The organism is Streptomyces sp. NPDC058289 (assembly GCF_042880975.1).
Classification (GTDB): Bacteria; Actinomycetota; Actinomycetes; order Streptomycetales; family Streptomycetaceae; genus Streptomyces; species Streptomyces stoeckheimensis.
Map to the genome: position 1 here is coordinate 131,453 of NZ_JBHVYI010000004.1, position 14,218 is coordinate 145,670.

The window sequence follows — 14,218 nt, forward strand, 5'->3', positions numbered from 1 at the left end:
TGAGCCCACTTGCGGTCTCGGCCACCAACGCCCCAGTCGCCTTCGCCGCCCCGCCCCTCTCCACCACTGCTCACCCACCCCGTTCCCACTGCTCGCCCCCGGGCCTCAGCCCTCAGTGCTCAGCCCTCGACCCTCGGCCCTCAGCCCCCGGCCTCAGCCCTCAGCCCTCAGCCCTCAGCCCGCGATCCGGGACAGGAGTCGGCCCAGTGAACGCCTGAGTTCCCAGGGCCTGTTGTGGCCTGCACCACACCCCACCAGGACTCGATTTCCGGCCGATGAGAAAACCTGATGCCCCCTGTCGCCCCCGCCTGCCCGGTGCAACGATGGCCCCGCCATGACACCCGGTCGATGTTGCCGAGCCGTACGGGCCGCGATGTTCGCGGCCACCTGCGTGCTGCTCTCGTCCCTCGGGCACATCCTCATGTCGGGAACCTCCGTCCCCTGGTGGGGCATGACCGCGGCGTTCGCCGGAACCTCGGCAACCGGCTGGGTCCTCGCCGGTCGGGAGCGCGGCCTCGCGGCCGTCGTCTCCGCGACCGTCGGCGCCCAAGCGGCCCTGCACGGCGGGTTCTCACTGGCCCAGGCCGCGGCAACGCGTCCGCAGGAACCAGGCACCTCCTTAGCCTCCCTACCCTCCCTACCCTCCCTGGCCTCCTTAGCCTCCCTGGGCCGCCGCTGGACCCAGTACCTGCTCTGCGACGTGCCACCCCTGCTCCGCCCGCAGGCAACTCCGCTGCCGGGCACCGGCAGTGCCGCCCGGCACGTCATGCAGAACGACGTACACGGGATGGCCGGGACCCACGGCATGCACGGCATGCACGGCATGCACGGCATGACCGACAGCTCCGCGCCCATTGCGGCGGCCCTCCCGATGCCGACCGCACACGCCATGGGCTCCATGTCACCGACGGGCATGCTCGCGGGCCACCTCCTGGCCGCCCTGATCTGCGGCCTCTGGCTCGCGCACGGCGAACGCGGCGCCTTCCGCGTCCTGCGCGCCGTCGCCGCCCGGTTCCTCGTACCAGTGCGCCTGCTCTTCCGGCTCCCCGCGCCCACGCACCGGCCCCGCGTCCGCCCTGCCCGGAACCACCGGGTCCGGACGCCCCGCAGGCTGCTGCTCGCCGACGCCCTCACCTCACGGGGTCCACCTCACGGGATCGCTGTCGTCTGACAGCCGGCTCCCCGACGCGCCACGGGCGGATCACCCGTACCCGTACCGCGCCTCGGGCATCGGTCATGCCGTCCGGCAGGCCGTACAACCCGTTCCCCGGCCTCCCGATGCCGCGCTCCAGGCTTTCCGGGCGCACTTGGGTCACTGCTGTCACCACATGCACAGCGCTGCCCGCGTTCCCGCGACGCCCGCGACCCCGCGACGCCCGCGCTGCGGCATCGAATCCGGCCGGATTCCCAGAAGGACACCAGGCGATGACCACTGCCCTGCTCACCCGCCCGACCACCACCCCCACCGCTCTCCCCACCACCCCCTCCACCACCTCCCCCTCCCCCACCCGCCGCGCCGCCGGCCCCGACGAGGCCGTCACCCTCCTCGCGCTGGCCGCCCGCGACGGCGATCCCGTCGCGGTGGACCAGTTCGTACGCGCCCTGCACCGCGACGTACGCCGCTACGTCGCCTACCTCAGTGCGGACCCGCAGTCCGCCGAGGACCTGACCCAGGAGACCTTCCTGCGCGCCCTCGGCAGCCTCCACCGCTTCGAGGGCCGTTCCTCCGCCCGTACCTGGCTGCTCTCCATCGCGCGGCGCACCGTGGTGGACAGCCTGCGCCACAAGGCGGCCCGCCCCAAGATCGCCGACAGAGACGACTGGCAGACCGCGGCCGAGCAGAGCCAGCCCCGCGACGTGCCCGGCTTCGAGGACGGTGTCGCGCTCGCGGAGCTCCTGGCGGCGATCCCCGCCGAGCGCCGCGAGGTCTTCGTCCTCACCCAGCTCATGGGTCTCCCGTATGCGGAGGCGGCGCTCATGCTCGGCTGCCCGATAGGCACGGTCCGCTCCCGCGTGGCCCGGGCCCGCTCATCCCTGATCGACCTGCTGGAGGACACGGACGCCACCGCGGCCTGACCCGGAACGCCCGAACGGGGGCCTGACCGCGAGATCGCGGTCAGGCCCCCGTTCGGCGGGCAAGCCGGGCAGGGCCGCCAGGGAGGGGGCAGCCCTCAGGCCAGGAGCTTCTCCTTGGCCTTGTCGAACTCCTGCTGGGTCAGGTGGCCGCTCTCCTTGAGGGAGGACAGCTTGGCGAGTTCCTCGGCCGGGCTGCTGCGGGGACCCGCAGCCTTCTGGACGTAGTCCTGGAAGGCCTTCTCGTTCGCCTGCATCTGCTTCACGTCGCGCTGGCTCATGCTCTTCCCGCGGACGATCAGGTAGGCGAGGACGCCGATGTAGGGCAGCAGGAGCACCAGGATCAGCCAGCCGGCCTTGCCCCAGCCGTGCAGCTCGTGGTCCCTGAAGATGTCAGTGATCACCTTGAACAGCAGGAAGAACCACATGACCCACAGGAAGAGCCAGAGCATGGTCCAGAACAGGTTGAGCAGTGGATAGTCGTCCACGCTTCACTCCGATCACATAAGGGACAGATCAATTCATACCGCCCGCTGAACCGATCCGCACGCGGAGTAGCGGGGCAGCGGAACGGCGGAGTAGCCGCTTCGCCCCCACCGCGGGACCATGAGCCCATGGAGGAGCGCCCCCTCACCGGGATCAGCCCCCCTGGCCGGATCGCCGCCCCCGGGGAGGGCGTCGGCCAGGACGAGCTGGCGCTCGCCGCGCGCAACCACGGGCTCCCGCTGGAGGCCCTGCGGTACGAGGTCACACCGGCCGGTCTCCACTACGTCCTCGTGCACTACGACATCCCGGACACGGGCACGGGCGCGACCACAGACGCCAACGCCGCCCCCGCCCCCGAGCCCTGGCGCCTCACCCTCCGCGGCCACCTCCGAACCCCCCTGGAGCTGAGCCTGCGCGACCTCCGCGCCCTCCCCTCCGTGACCCATCGGGTCACCATGGAGTGCGCCGGCAACGGGCGGGCCCGGCTCTCCCCGCGGCCGGTCAGCCAGCCCTGGCTGGTGGAGGCGGTGGGGACGGCCGAGTGGACGGGGGTGCCGCTGCGCGCGGTGCTCGCGGAGGCCGGGGTGGCGCCGGACGCCGTGGAGGCGGTGTTCACGGGCGCCGACCACGGGGTGGAGCGGGGCGTCGAGCAGGACTACCGGCGCAGCCTGCCGCTGCCCGTCGGCGAGGACGTCCTGCTCGCCCACACGATGAACGGCGGGCCCCTGCCGCCGCAGCACGGGCATCCGCTCCGGCTGGTCGTACCGGGCTGGTACGGCATGGCCCACGTGAAGTGGCTGCGCGACATCGAACTCGTCGACACGGCGTTCGGCGGGTACCAGCAGGCCACGGCCTACCGGTACAAGCAGAGCGCCGAGGAACCCGGCGAGCCCGTCACCCGGATCGCCCCGCGCGCCCTGCTGATCCCGCCCGGATTCCCCGATTTCATGTCCCGCACCCGGGTCCTCGACCCCGGTCCCGTGCGGCTCGCCGGGCGCGCCTGGTCGGGCTACGGGCCGGTCGTGCGCGTGGAGTTGAGCACCGACGGGGGCGACAGCTGGGCCGACGCCGAGGTGCTGCCGCAGGGCGGCCACCCGTACGCCTGGCAGGGCTGGCACGCCGACTGGACGGCCAGCCCGGGCAGCCACACCCTCCTGGTCCGCGCCACCGACGCCTCGGGGCGCACGCAGCCGCTCCAACAGCCGTGGAACCGCGGGGGCTTCGGCAACAACCAGGCCCAGGCGGTCTCCGTCGCGTGCCGCTGAGCACCGCACCCTCCCCATCCCTCGACCATCCGCTCGGCCAACCCCTTGCCACATCCCTCCCCTTCCCTCGAAACTGACACATCGTCAGATCTTTGCGAGGGAACGAAGGAAGGAACCGAGGATGCAGACCATCTGGCTCGGCGGGCCCGAATGGGTCGCCGTTCTGCGGATCGGGCTCGGGCTGTGGTGGCTGGAGAGCTGGCGGCACAAGGACAAGAAGGACTGGTTCGGCGGAGGCGGCATCCGCTGGGCGGCCGGCGTGGCCGAGAAGCACCGCTGGGGGTTCGTCACGCGCGGCTTCGACGTCGTCGTCAAGCCCTACCCGCGCTTCATGGCCTACCTCGTCGCCTACGCCGAACTGGCCCTGGGCCTCGGCCTCATCGTCGGTTTCCTGACCCCGATAGCCCTGCTCGCCGGGCTGCTGCTCAACCTGGTCTACCTGATCCTGATGATCCACGACTGGGGCGAGCAGGGGCAGAACCTGATGATGGCCCTGATCTCCGGCGTCGCCTTCTTCGCGATGGGCTGGCAGGTCTGGTCCCTGGACAACGCGCTGGGACTCTTCTGACTCCGCCGACCCCGGCGCCCCCCTGCCCCTCCGGTCAGCCCCGCCGGTCGAGCGGGTTCGCCGCGATGCGCTCCTTCGCGCCGCTCGCCACGTAGGCCGCCGCCGCGCACTGCGGCTTGCGCGCGGCCTGGTCGCTGACCAGCGCGAAGAAGGCGTCGCCGAAGCCGAGGCGCGGGTACTCCGTGAGCAGCGCGGCCGTGAAGACGGGGTCGGCGTCGCCGACGCCGACCCCGGAGACGTCCGCGGTCGTACCGATCTGGAGCAGGTGGCTCTCCACGTCCTCGGCGGCCGTGACGTCCTCGCGCATGTGCCGCACGATGATCTCCTCGGCCCGCGCCCGCCGCTCCGCGGGCCAGCCCAGCCCCGCCGTCAGCACGCGTGCGACGTGGCCGCCCGCCTCCTCGAAGGGCAGGGTGTGGCTGTCGAAGGGCGCTGTCAGCCCGAGATCGTGCACCAGCGCGCTGACGTAGAACAGTTCGCGGTCGTACGAGAGCCCGTGCCGGTCCGCGTACTCGGCCCCGAAGGCGTACGAGCGGACGGAGTGGTTCAGCAGCGCCGCGTCCGTGTACTCGGAGGCGATCTCCAGCGCGGCCCGGCCGGACGGAGAGTCAAGAGTCCATGTCACAAAGGTCATGGCAGGTCAGCGTAGGCGGGGTCGGAAGTCCACCTCCGAGGGCCCCTCCTCTCCCGGCCAGGCCAGCAGCCGGGGCGGAGCCGCCGGGGTCTCGGCGAGGACGGTGCCGCGCGAGACGACGTAGCGGGGGCGGACCTGGCGGCGGATCGCCTCGGTGGCCGATTCGGCCGGCAGCAGCACGAAGGAGGCCTGGTTGCCCTGGCGGATCCCGTACTCCGAGGGCGAGAGGCCCAGGACGCGCGCCGCGCGCTCCGTCACCATCTCGAAGGCCACGGGGATCTCGTCCGCTCCCGTGAGCTGGGCGGCGTAGATCCCGACGAGGGCGGTCTGCAGCGGGTTGCCGGTGCCGAGCGCGTTCCAGGGGTCCATCACGTCGTCGTGGCCGAAGGCCACGTTCACCCCTGCCGCCAGCATCTCCTTGACCTGGGTGAGGCCGCGGCGCTTCGGGTAGGCGTCGAAGCGGCCCTGGAGGTTCAGGTTGGCGAAGGGGTTCGAGACGAGGTTGATGCCGGAACGCGACAGCAGCCGCTGGAGTTTGAAGCTGTACGCGCCACCGTAGGAGCCCATCGCCGTCGTGTGCGAGGCCGTCACGTGCCCGCGCAGCCCCGAGCGCAGGGCGTGGGCGGCCAGCACCTCCACGAAACGGGACTGCTCGTCGTCGATCTCGTCGCAGTGCGCGTCCACCCGCAGCCCCTGCTCCTCGGCGAGCCGGAAGGCGACGGCCAGCGAGGCCACCCCGTCCTCCCGGGTGTCCTCGAAGTGCGGGATGGCTCCGACCACGTCGGCTCCGCGCCGGACGGCCTCGCGCAGCAGCTTCTCGCCGCCGGGGAAGGAGACGATGCCCTCCTGCGGGAAGGCGACGATCTGCAGGGTCATGACGTCCCGGACCCGGTCGCGCACCTCCAGCAGCGCGTCCAGCGCGGTCAGCGCCGGGTCGGTGACATCGCAGTGGGTGCGCACGTGCAGGACGCCCTGCGCCGCCTGCCAGCGGAGCACCTCGGTGGCCCGCGCGATCACGTCCTCGCGGGTCAGGGTCTTCTTGCGCTCGCTCCAGCAGGCGATGCCCTCCCAGAGGGTCCCGGAGACGTTGGGGCGCGGGTCTCCGGCCGTCAGGGCCGTGTCGAGATGGATGTGCGGCTCGACGAAGGGCGCGCTCAGCAGACCGCCGTGCGCCTCGATCAGCACCCCCGTCGCCGGCGGCTCCTTCTGGTCGTCGTACGGGAGCACGCGCGCGATCCGCCCGTCCTCCGCGACCTCGACGTCGTGCAGGCCTTCGCTGTGCAGCAGCCGGGCGCCCCGGACGATCATCCGCATGGCGCCAGCCTACGGCTCAACCCCGCTTGGCCTGGGCTTTCTGCTGCATGCCCCGGGTCTTCGCGGCGACCGACTGCACATCGCGGACGGCGGCCTTCGCGCGCGCCTCGGCCGCGGTGTTCTTCGCCATCGCACGCTCGGAGTCCTGGTGGGCGTGCTGCCCCTTGTGCGCCTTCTTCGCCATGACCGCTGCTCCTCGGTCCGGAACGGACAGAACGACAAAACTTCGTACGCAGACCACCCTGCGCCCGTTCGGCCCCGTCGGCATCTCGGGGACGGGCCGCGGCCGATCCGGTTACATGGGGTGCATGACTGACGCCACCGCCGACACCAACGAAACCGCCGGTACCAACGAAACCGCGACGAACGACGCCCCCGTGCCCGACTGGGAGAAGCGCTTCCGGGCCCCGCGCGTCGGACTGCCCGAATGGGCCGAGGACGCGCCCGACCGCTCGCTCTTCGTCTCCAACGCCACGGGGACCTACGAGCTCTACGCCTGGGACCGCGCCACCGGCGCCCAGCGGCAGGCCACCGACCGGCCCAACGGGACCACCGACGGCACCCTCTCCCCCGACGGCGAGTGGGTCTGGTGGTTCTCCGACACCGACGGCGACGAGTTCGGCACCTGGGTCCGCCAGCCCTTCGCGGGCGGCCCCGACGAGCCGGCCACCCCCGGGCTGGAGGCCTCCTACCCCGCCGGGCTGGCCATCGGGCGGGACGGGACGGCCGTCGTGGGGCGCTCCACCGACGAGGACGGGACCACGATCCACGTGGTCCGGCCCGACGGGACGGGGCCGACCGTCGTCTACCGGCACCGCGAGTCGGCCGGCGTCGGCGACCTGTCCCGGGACGGGACCCTGCTCGCCGTCGAGCACACCGAGCACGGCGACGCGATGCACTCGGCCCTGCGGGTGATCACCCTGGACGGCGCCACCGTCGCCGAGCTGGACGACTCCGAGGGCGGCACCGAGGAGCTGGGCCTCATGGTGCTCGGCTTCGCGCCCGTCGCGGGAGACACCCGGCTGCTGGTGGGCCACCAGCGGCGCGGCCGGTGGGAGCCGATGGTGTGGGACGTGGCCGCGGGCACCGAGGAGGGGCTGGCCGTCGACCTGCCGGGCGACGTCGGCGCCGAGTGGTACCCCGACGGGTCCGCGCTGCTGATCGAGCACGGCTACGAGGCGCGCAGCGAGCTCTTCCGCTACGACCTGGCCGCGCGGGAACTCGTACGGCTGGACACGCCGCCGGGCACGGTGTCGGGTGCGACGGCGCGGCCCGACGGGTCGGTGGAGTACCAGTGGTCCTCCGCCGCCGAGCCCTCCGTCATCAGGTCGACCGCGGGCGGGGTCGTGCTCGACCCTCCCGGTTTCCGGCCGCCCGGCTCCGTACCGGTCGAGGACGTGTGGGTCGAGGGCCCCGGCGGGCGGATCCACGCCCTCGCCCAGCGGCCCGTCGGCCACGGCGACGGACCTTTCCCCACCATCTTCGAGATCCACGGCGGGCCCACCTGGCACGACAGCGACGCCTTCGCCGCGACCCCGGCGGCCTGGCTCGACCACGGTTTCGCGGTCGTGCGGGTCAACTACCGCGGTTCGACCGGCTACGGCCGCGAATGGACCGACGCCCTCAAGCACAGGGTCGGCCTGATCGAGCTGGAGGACGTCGAAGCCGTACGGGAATGGGCGGTGGGCTCCGGCCTCGCGGACCCGGCGCGCCTGGTGCTGTCCGGTGGCTCCTGGGGCGGCTACCTGACGCTGCTGGGCCTCGGTACGCACCCGGACGCCTGGGCGGTGGGGCTGGCGGCCGTACCGGTCGCCGACTACGTGACGGCGTACCACGACGAGATGGAGGCGCTGAAGTCCCTGGACCGCACCCTCTTCGGCGGTACCCCGGAAGAGGTACCGGAGCGCTTCGAGGCCTCCTCGCCGCTGACGTACGTGGACGCGGTGAAGGCGCCCGTGCACATCGCGGCGGGCCTCAACGACCCGCGCTGCCCCATCAAGCAGATCGAGAACTACGTGGACCGGCTGGCGGCGCGCGGGGCCGAGCACGAGGTGTACCGCTACGACGCCGGGCACGGCTCGCTCGTCGTGGAGGAGCGGATCAAGCAGGTCCGGATGGAGATCGACTTCGCGCTGAAGCACCTGCCGGGCTAGGGGGTGGGCCGACCGGTGCCGGGTCCCGGCACCGGCCCCGGCACCGGTGATCCGGTGCACCCCCCGTACGGTGGTGGGGTGCACCGGTTTCTCCTGACCCCGCGCTGGTGGGGGATCAACGTCTTCGTCGCGCTCGGCGTTCCCTTCTGCCTGTTCATGGGGACCTGGCAGCTCGGCCGGTTCGAGGACCGCGTCGACACCCACGAGGAGGCGACCAGCGCACGCCCCGCCGAACAGGGGGCCGCGCCGCTGGACTCGCTGCTCCCGGTGGACAAGCGCACCTCCGGACGGCTCGCCTCGGTCTCCGGGGAGTACGCCGACCAGCTGCTCGTCCCCGAGCGGCGGCTCGACGGGAAGTCCGGCTTCTACGTCCTGACCCTGCTCAAGACCGACACCGGCAAGGCCGTCCCCGTGGTCCGGGGCTGGCTGCCCGGAGCCGCCGACGCGGGCCGGGCCCCGGCCCCGCCGACCGGACGGGTCGAGGTGACGGGGGCGCTCCAGGCCTCGGAGAACTCCACCAGCAAGGGCGTCCACTCCGCGGGCGGGCTGCCGGCCGGGCAGCTCGGCGTGATCGGAGCCGCCTCGCTCGTCAACATCGTGCCGTACGGCCTGTACGACGCCTGGCTGACCGTGCAGACGCCCGCCGACGGGCTGACTCCGGTGCCGGCGCAGGCTCCGGCCAACACCGGGCTGGACCTGAAGGCCTTCCAGAACCTCGGCTACACCGGCGAGTGGTTCGTCTTCGCCGCATTCGTGCTCTTCATGTGGTTCCGGCTGTACCGGCGCGAGGTGGAGACCCTGCGCGACACGGAGGCGGGCCTCCTCACCGAGACCCCGGCGGAGCAGGACCCGGCGGAGCCCGCCCCGGCCGGGGCCGGCTCCGCGTAACGTCCGGGTCTACTTCACCGGGATGACGCCCGTCCGGTAGACCGTTCCGCCGCACGCATCCGCGATGGTCAGCTGCGTCGTCGGGCCGTCGGGACCATCCGGATTGGGCGTGTGGGCCACCAGGGCACCGAGCGGCGGGAGCGCCACCTGCCCCTGGCCCGTGTCGGTGCCCGTCCCGCTGTCCGAGGTGTCCCCGGAGCCGCCGTCCGGCGGGTTGTCCCCACCGCCGTTCGCACCGGGGCAGCCGCCCTCCGGCGGCACCCACGCGAAGCGGACCTCGTACTGCGCGTTCGGCGCGAGCACCAGCCGCAGGGTCTCCACCGACGGGTCGGGCAGCAGCCCGGTCGCCGCATCGCCCGTGACGTGGTTGACGACCGCCACCGGGGCACCGCCCTGGTACGCCGGGCCCGCCGCCAGCGACTCCGGGCCGCGGACGGTACAGCTGTTCGCCGACACGTTGGTGACCTTGAAACTGCCGGAGACCTTGCCGCCGGCCGACGGGGCCCGGGTACTGCCCGCCACGGAGATCTGGCTCTGGGCGCAGTTGGGCACGACCACGGAACCGGGCGGGAGACCGCCGCCGACGGAGCCGGTGGTGCCGGGGATGGGCGAGGTGGCACGGGGCGGGGTGATGTTCGGCCCGCCGACGCTCGGGAGGCCACCGTTCGGCAGGGGCGGCAAGGTGCTGGCGTCGCCGTCGTCCGTCTTGTCCTTGCCGTCCTTGTCCTTGTCCTTGTCGGACGTCTTCTTGGGCTTGGGACGGGAGCCGGAGCCGTTCTGGTGCAGGCCGGACCCGTCCTTCGAGGCTCCGCCCTTCTGGCCGTGACCCGCCATGGTGGAACGGTCGGAGCTCCCGCCCGTCCCGGAGGTCAGGAGCAGGCTGACCGGGATCCCGCCGCCCAGCACCACCACGGCCGCCGCCGCGGCGACGAGGATCCGCCGGTTGCGGACCCGGCGCGCGGGGACCGCGTACCGCAGCCGCTCCAGCGCATTGCCCGAGGGCTCGAGCCCACCGACGACCCCGTGCAGCAGATCGCGCAGCACGTCCTCCTCGGCCACGGGATCGGAGACGGCGGGCTTGACGATGGCGAGCTTGGGGACGGCGGGCTCGGCGACAGCCGGCTCGGCAGCGGACTCGGTGCCGCCCTGCTCGGAACCGGCGGCCTCCGCCGCGTCCGGCGCCTCAGCCGTGTCCGGCTTGGTCGGCGTGGCCGGCTTGCTCGCCTTGTCCGGCGTGCTCGCCGTGTCCGGAGTGGCCGGCGTGCTCGCCGTGTCCGGAGTGGCCGGCGTGCTCGCCTTGCCGAGTACGAGCGCCCGCAGGGCCTCCGGACCCCCGGAGGCAGATGCGCCGGACAGGCCGGGCAGCTCCCGGTCCTGAGCCTGGTCCTGGCCCTCGTTCTTCTTCCGGTCGTCACTCATGACTGCGCAGCCTCCATCGCCACCCGCAGCGCGGCAATGCCCCGCGATCCGTACGCCTTGACCGAACCGAGCGATATGCCGAGGATCTCGGCGACCTGTACTTCCGTCATGTCCGAGAAGTAGCGCAACGACAGCACCTCGCGCTGGCGTCGCTGGAGCCCGCGCATCGCCTTGATGAGATCGTCCCGTTCCAGCAGGTCGTACGCGCCTTCCTCGGCGCTCGCCATGTCCGGCATCGGCTTCGACAGAAGCTTCAGGCCGAGGATGCGGCGGCGCAGGGCGGAGCGCGAAAGGTTGACAACGGTCTGGCGCAGGTAGGCCAGGGTCTTGTCCCGGTCCCGGACCCTGTTGCGGGCCGAGTGGACGCGGATGAAGGCCTCCTGGACGACGTCCTCGCAGGAGGCGGTGTCGTCGAGGAGCAGCGCGGCGAGGCCCAGCAGCGAGCGGTAGTGCGCCTGGTAGGTCTCCGTGAGGTAGTCGACGGTGGTCCCGGCGACCACCTCGACCACCTCGGCCACCTCGTGCGTGCTTGTGGTGCCCTCCGTGCTGTCGCGCGGCCCGGGCACACGGCCGTCCTTGGCCGGTCCGGACGAGCGGACGTCGGGTGCAGCGGGCACCCCGGGCAGCAGGGGTGCTCCGGGCGCCGTCGCGGCGGGCGGAACGGGAACGATCACCGGGAACCCACCGGGCGTGCGGGAGCGCAGGCGCAACGGGATCGGGATCGTCCCGGTGCGCGCCGGTATGACGGGGAGTTCGAGCAATGCTTCTGCCACGCCAGTTGGACTCGCGTCCCCCCGTGAGGGTTGTACGCGCACGGCAGATTCATCGGCGGGATTCTCATCGTCTTCTTGCGTAGCCGCTCACCCGGGCGCGCATCGTCGTACGACGACAGCCGTCGGGCCATCCACTCGATCAAGGGATTAACGATGATCCTACAAAGTGAAAGAGCCAAAATCAGCCGCGATGAGCTCCGCAGTTTGTGTGGCATTGAGCGCAGCACCCTGGCGGAGGTTGTCCGCGCAGACGAAGAACTCCAGCGAACGCGGGTCGTCGAGCGAGCGCCGCACCCGTCCCACCCAGGCCGGATCCGTTCCCGCGGCGTCCGAAGGGGTCGGGAACTCCCCCGCGGCCGGGTCGTCCACGAGGACCACCCCGGGCGCCGATTCCAGGATCTCCCGGGCGTGCACCGCCTCGACGGCGCCCTCGAACCGGGCCCGTACGGTCAGCGAGTGCCCGGTCAGTACGGGTACCTGTACGCAGGTCACGGACACCGGCAGCTCCGCCAGGTCCAGGATCCGGCGGGTCTGTGCCCGTACGGCCAGCTCGTGCGAGGACCAGCCGTCCTCGCGCAGCTCACCGGACCACGGCACCACGTTGAGCGCGAGCGGACCCGCGAAGGGCCCGGTGTCCTCGCCCACGGCCCGGCGCACGTCCCCGGGATGCTCCCCCAGGGAGCTGCCGGCGACGAGTGACAGTTGGCGGCGCAGCGCCTCCGAGCCGGCCCGGCCGGCCGCGCTCGCGGCCTGGTACGTGGAGACGGCCAGCTCGGTCAGCGCGTACTCGGCGTGCAGCGCGCCCAGCGCCGCGATCATCGCGGCGGTCACGCAGTCGGGCCCGGCGACGATCCCGCGCGGCCGGATCCGGGCCGCGTGCCCGTTCACCTCGGGCACCACCAGAGGGACGTCGGGGTCCTCGCGGAAGGCCGCGGACTGGTCCACCACGACGGCTCCGCGGGCGGTGACGACGGGAGCCCACCGGGCGGAGACCTCGGCCGGGGTCAGGAAGAGCGCGATGTCGCCCTCACCGAGGCCGTCGAAGGCGTCTTCGGTGAGGGCGAGCACCTCGGCCTCCGTACCGCGCACGGTCAGCCTGCGGCCGGCCGAGCGCGAGGAGGCGATCAGGCGTACGTCGCCCCAGACGTCGGCCCGCTGGGACAGCATCTGGAGCAGGACGGAGCCGACGGCTCCGGTCGCCCCGACCACGGCGAGTGCCGGAGCCGGGGTCGACCGGGCCGCGGCCGTGTTCAACGTCCCGTGCCTCCGTAGACGACGGCTTCGTCGCCGCTGTCCGAGTCGAGCCCGAAGGCCGTGTGCACGGCGCGGACGGCCTCGTTGACGTCGTCCTGGCGGGTCACGACCGAGATGCGGATCTCCGAGGTGGAGATCAGCTCGATGTTGACGCCCGCGTCGGACAGCGCCTGGAAGAACGAGGCGGTGACGCCCGGGTTGGTCTTCATGCCCGCGCCGACCAGGGAGATCTTGCCGATCTGGTCGTCGTAGCGCAGGGACTCGAAGCCGATGGTGCCCTTCGCCTTCTCCAGGGCGTCGATGGCCTTGTGGCCCTCGGCCTTGGGGAGGGTGAAGGAGATGTCCGTCAGGCCCGTGGAGGCGGCGGACACGTTCTGCACGATCATGTCGATGTTGATCTCGGCGTCCGCGATGGCGCGGAAGATGGCCGCGGCCTCACCCGGCTTGTCCGGGACGCCGACGACCGTGATCTTGGCTTCGGAGACGTCGTGAGCGACTCCGGAGATGATGGCGTGCTCCACCGGCTCGTCCCCTTGCGGATTCTCGTTGCTGACCCAGGTGCCCGGCAGTCCCGAGAAGGACGAGCGGACGTGGATCGGGATGTTGTAGCGGCGCGCGTACTCGACGCAGCGGTGCAGCAGCACCTTGGAGCCGGAGGCCGCGAGCTCCAGCATGTCCTCGGAGTTGATCCAGTCGATCTTCTTGGCCTTCTTCACGACGCGGGGGTCCGCGGTGAAGACGCCGTCGACGTCGGTGTAGATCTCGCAGACCTCGGCGTCCAGCGCCGCGGCGAGCGCGACGGCGGTCGTGTCCGAGCCGCCCCGGCCGAGGGTGGTGATGTCCTTGCTGTCCGCCGACACGCCCTGGAAGCCGGCGACGATGGCGATGTTGCCCTCGTCCAGCGCGGTGCGGATTCGGCCCGGCGTGACATCGATGATGCGCGCTTTGTTGTGCACCGAGTCGGTGATGACGCCTGCCTGGCTACCGGTGAACGACTGGGCCTCGTGGCCCAGGTTTTTGATCGCCATGGCCAGCAGGGCCATGGAGATCCGCTCTCCGGCGGTCAGCAGCATGTCGAATTCGCGCCCGGCAGGCATCGGGGACACCTGCTCGGCGAGATCGATCAGCTCGTCCGTCGTGTCGCCCATCGCGGAAACCACGACGACCACTTGGTGGCCGTTCTTCTTGGCATCCACGATCCGCTTGGCAACACGCTTGATGCCTTCGGCATCGGCTACGGAGGAGCCTCCGTACTTCTGCACGACAAGGCCCACGTGCGCTCCTCGCTCAGTCCGTCTCATTGCTGGTGCAGTCTAACGAGCGGCCGGGATACGACCGCTTCGTACCACATCATGAGACGAAAAGATCAGCAGACGGGTTCCCCCGCCGAT

The 14,218-nt window shown here is 72.0% G+C and carries 14 protein-coding genes; 6 read left to right on the top strand and 8 right to left on the bottom strand.

The window, feature by feature from the left end; all coding sequences use genetic code 11:
• Positions 1-334: 334 nt before the first annotated feature.
• Both ACFVX6_RS03260 and ACFVX6_RS03265 read left to right on the top strand, forming a co-directional pair.
• Positions 335-1,171, top strand: a complete 837-nt coding sequence (locus tag ACFVX6_RS03260) for a hypothetical protein (RefSeq protein WP_389687410.1) — start codon at positions 335-337, stop codon at positions 1,169-1,171.
• Positions 1,172-1,425: 254 nt separating this feature from the next.
• The gene (locus ACFVX6_RS03265) at positions 1,426-2,076 is read left to right on the top strand and encodes a sigma-70 family RNA polymerase sigma factor (protein WP_389687412.1); all 651 of its coding nucleotides are present in this window, start codon (positions 1,426-1,428) and stop codon (positions 2,074-2,076) included.
• 95 nt (positions 2,077-2,171) lie between these two features.
• On the opposite strand, the gene ACFVX6_RS03270 is transcribed toward ACFVX6_RS03265, so the two are convergent.
• Positions 2,172-2,561, bottom strand: a complete 390-nt coding sequence (locus tag ACFVX6_RS03270; RefSeq protein WP_389687414.1) for a PLDc N-terminal domain-containing protein — start codon at positions 2,559-2,561, stop codon at positions 2,172-2,174.
• A 126-nt stretch (positions 2,562-2,687) separates the two neighbouring features.
• Between ACFVX6_RS03270 and ACFVX6_RS03275 the strand changes: the two genes are divergently transcribed.
• Together ACFVX6_RS03275 and ACFVX6_RS03280 are read left to right on the top strand one after the other, a co-directional pair.
• On the top strand, positions 2,688-3,824 hold the full coding sequence (locus ACFVX6_RS03275; protein WP_389687416.1) for a sulfite oxidase: 1,137 nt from the start codon (positions 2,688-2,690) through the stop codon (positions 3,822-3,824).
• Between the two features lie 121 nt (positions 3,825-3,945).
• Complete coding sequence (locus ACFVX6_RS03280) at positions 3,946-4,392, top strand: DoxX family membrane protein (RefSeq protein ID WP_266879885.1); 447 nt, start codon at positions 3,946-3,948, stop codon at positions 4,390-4,392.
• A gap of 34 nt (positions 4,393-4,426) precedes the next feature.
• Here the strand turns inward: ACFVX6_RS03280 and ACFVX6_RS03285 are convergent, their stop codons facing one another.
• Genes ACFVX6_RS03285 through ACFVX6_RS03295 form a run of 3 tightly spaced genes read right to left on the bottom strand, consistent with a single transcriptional unit; the run spans position 4,427 to position 6,524 of the window.
• Entirely contained in the window at positions 4,427-5,026 is a 600-nt protein-coding gene (locus ACFVX6_RS03285) for an HD domain-containing protein (protein WP_389687418.1), read from the bottom strand.
• Positions 5,027-5,032: 6 nt separating this feature from the next.
• A complete protein-coding gene (gene codA / locus ACFVX6_RS03290) occupies positions 5,033-6,340 on the bottom strand; it encodes a cytosine deaminase (protein ID WP_389687420.1) in 1,308 nt (435 codons plus the stop codon).
• A 16-nt stretch (positions 6,341-6,356) separates the two neighbouring features.
• A complete protein-coding gene (locus ACFVX6_RS03295) occupies positions 6,357-6,524 on the bottom strand; it encodes a hypothetical protein (RefSeq protein ID WP_250744890.1) in 168 nt (55 codons plus the stop codon).
• A gap of 124 nt (positions 6,525-6,648) precedes the next feature.
• On the opposite strand from ACFVX6_RS03295, the gene ACFVX6_RS03300 reads away from it, so the two are divergent.
• Positions 6,649-8,493, top strand: coding sequence for a prolyl oligopeptidase family serine peptidase (locus tag ACFVX6_RS03300; RefSeq protein ID WP_389687422.1), 1,845 nt, complete (start codon positions 6,649-6,651; stop codon positions 8,491-8,493).
• A gap of 78 nt (positions 8,494-8,571) precedes the next feature.
• Positions 8,572-9,381 carry an SURF1 family protein gene (locus tag ACFVX6_RS03305; protein ID WP_389687424.1) on the top strand — a complete coding sequence of 270 codons (810 nt, stop codon included), beginning with the start codon at positions 8,572-8,574 and terminating at the stop codon, positions 9,379-9,381.
• Positions 9,382-9,390: 9 nt separating this feature from the next.
• On the opposite strand, the gene ACFVX6_RS03310 is transcribed toward ACFVX6_RS03305, so the two are convergent.
• From ACFVX6_RS03310 to ACFVX6_RS03325, 4 genes are all read right to left on the bottom strand, one after another.
• Positions 9,391-10,800 (bottom strand): hypothetical protein, encoded by a 1,410-nt coding sequence (locus tag ACFVX6_RS03310; protein WP_389687426.1) that lies wholly within the window; start codon positions 10,798-10,800, stop codon positions 9,391-9,393.
• Positions 10,797-11,510 carry a SigE family RNA polymerase sigma factor gene (locus tag ACFVX6_RS03315; RefSeq protein ID WP_389687481.1) on the bottom strand — a complete coding sequence of 238 codons (714 nt, stop codon included), beginning with the start codon at positions 11,508-11,510 and terminating at the stop codon, positions 10,797-10,799. Before ACFVX6_RS03315 ends, ACFVX6_RS03310 begins: the two co-directional genes overlap by 4 nt.
• 222 nt (positions 11,511-11,732) lie before the next feature.
• Positions 11,733-12,827 (bottom strand): aspartate-semialdehyde dehydrogenase, encoded by a 1,095-nt coding sequence (locus ACFVX6_RS03320; RefSeq protein WP_389687428.1) that lies wholly within the window; start codon positions 12,825-12,827, stop codon positions 11,733-11,735.
• Positions 12,824-14,101 carry an aspartate kinase gene (locus ACFVX6_RS03325; RefSeq protein ID WP_389687430.1) on the bottom strand — a complete coding sequence of 426 codons (1,278 nt, stop codon included), beginning with the start codon at positions 14,099-14,101 and terminating at the stop codon, positions 12,824-12,826. Before ACFVX6_RS03325 ends, ACFVX6_RS03320 begins: the two co-directional genes overlap by 4 nt.
• Positions 14,102-14,218 lie beyond the last annotated feature (117 nt).

Coding starts and splice junctions, on each gene's coding strand:
- ACFVX6_RS03295 (WP_250744890.1), bottom strand. CDS start 6,524: ATGGCGAAGAAGGCGCACAAGGGGCAGCACGCCCACCAGGACTCCGAG.
- ACFVX6_RS03285 (WP_389687418.1), bottom strand. CDS start 5,026: ATGACCTTTGTGACATGGACTCTTGACTCTCCGTCCGGCCGGGCCGCG.
- ACFVX6_RS03310 (WP_389687426.1), bottom strand. CDS start 10,800: ATGAGTGACGACCGGAAGAAGAACGAGGGCCAGGACCAGGCTCAGGAC.
- ACFVX6_RS03275 (WP_389687416.1), top strand. CDS start 2,688: ATGGAGGAGCGCCCCCTCACCGGGATCAGCCCCCCTGGCCGGATCGCC.
- ACFVX6_RS03265 (WP_389687412.1), top strand. CDS start 1,426: ATGACCACTGCCCTGCTCACCCGCCCGACCACCACCCCCACCGCTCTC.
- ACFVX6_RS03260 (WP_389687410.1), top strand. CDS start 335: ATGACACCCGGTCGATGTTGCCGAGCCGTACGGGCCGCGATGTTCGCG.
- codA (WP_389687420.1), bottom strand. CDS start 6,340: ATGCGGATGATCGTCCGGGGCGCCCGGCTGCTGCACAGCGAAGGCCTG.
- ACFVX6_RS03300 (WP_389687422.1), top strand. CDS start 6,649: ATGACTGACGCCACCGCCGACACCAACGAAACCGCCGGTACCAACGAA.
- ACFVX6_RS03280 (WP_266879885.1), top strand. CDS start 3,946: ATGCAGACCATCTGGCTCGGCGGGCCCGAATGGGTCGCCGTTCTGCGG.